Source organism: Pseudoalteromonas sp. S1650 (assembly GCF_005887195.1).
GTDB classification, from domain to species: Bacteria; Pseudomonadota; Gammaproteobacteria; order Enterobacterales; family Alteromonadaceae; genus Pseudoalteromonas; species Pseudoalteromonas simplex.
Window position 1 is genome coordinate 1 of the sequence record NZ_PNDF01000146.1, and the last position, 549, is coordinate 549.

Consider the following 549-nt stretch of genomic DNA (forward strand, 5'->3'; position numbering starts at 1 on the left):
TTATCTTAAGGAGTTTGGCTCAACGCGCCGTACATATCAGCATGACCTCGGGGTTCGAACATCAGTGCTTTACGTAGGTGATCGAATCTTGTAAGGCAATCAGCTCGCTTTTCAATCATGGTTTGCCCTTGTAGTTCAGCAAACCCATCAATGATTATGCGTAAAGGTTCACCGCCGGTATGCATATCAAGAGTATCCACTTGCAGCCAACCATCTTTAGGCTGTTGCCAATGAGAATATAAACTGTTCGTCATAGTTAACCTTAAAATTTATACGAAAAATGCTAAGCAGTTTCCTGCTCAGCATTAAGGCTGTATGGCTCAAATGAGCATGTGCTTAAACATCAAAACAACACACTAAATTACCCTAAGATAAATAGCTTAGTCCGCTGTTTTCAAACAGCTGTTTCACTAGGGAGTTAAAACTCTATACGTGCAACTAAAGACACATAACGCGCGCTTTGACGCCCTGTCACGAGTCCATAGTCTGGATTCAGTTCTAAGCCATTATCACCGTACTGCGCACGCTCTTCATTGATTGACATAGCAT

The 549-nt window shown here is 42.3% G+C and carries 1 protein-coding gene; it reads right to left on the reverse strand.

What is annotated here, in order from left to right; genetic code table 11:
• Window positions 1–5 precede the first annotated feature (5 nt).
• On the reverse strand, window positions 6–254 hold the full coding sequence (locus CWB80_RS21930; protein WP_138686315.1) for a proline racemase family protein: 249 nt from the start codon (window positions 252–254) through the stop codon (window positions 6–8).
• Window positions 255–549 lie beyond the last annotated feature (295 nt).

Bases quoted from the DNA above. Each gene is read 5' to 3' on its own strand.
- CWB80_RS21930 (WP_138686315.1), bottom strand. From the start codon at position 254: ATGACGAACAGTTTATATTCTCATTGGCAACAGCCTAAAGATGGTTGG.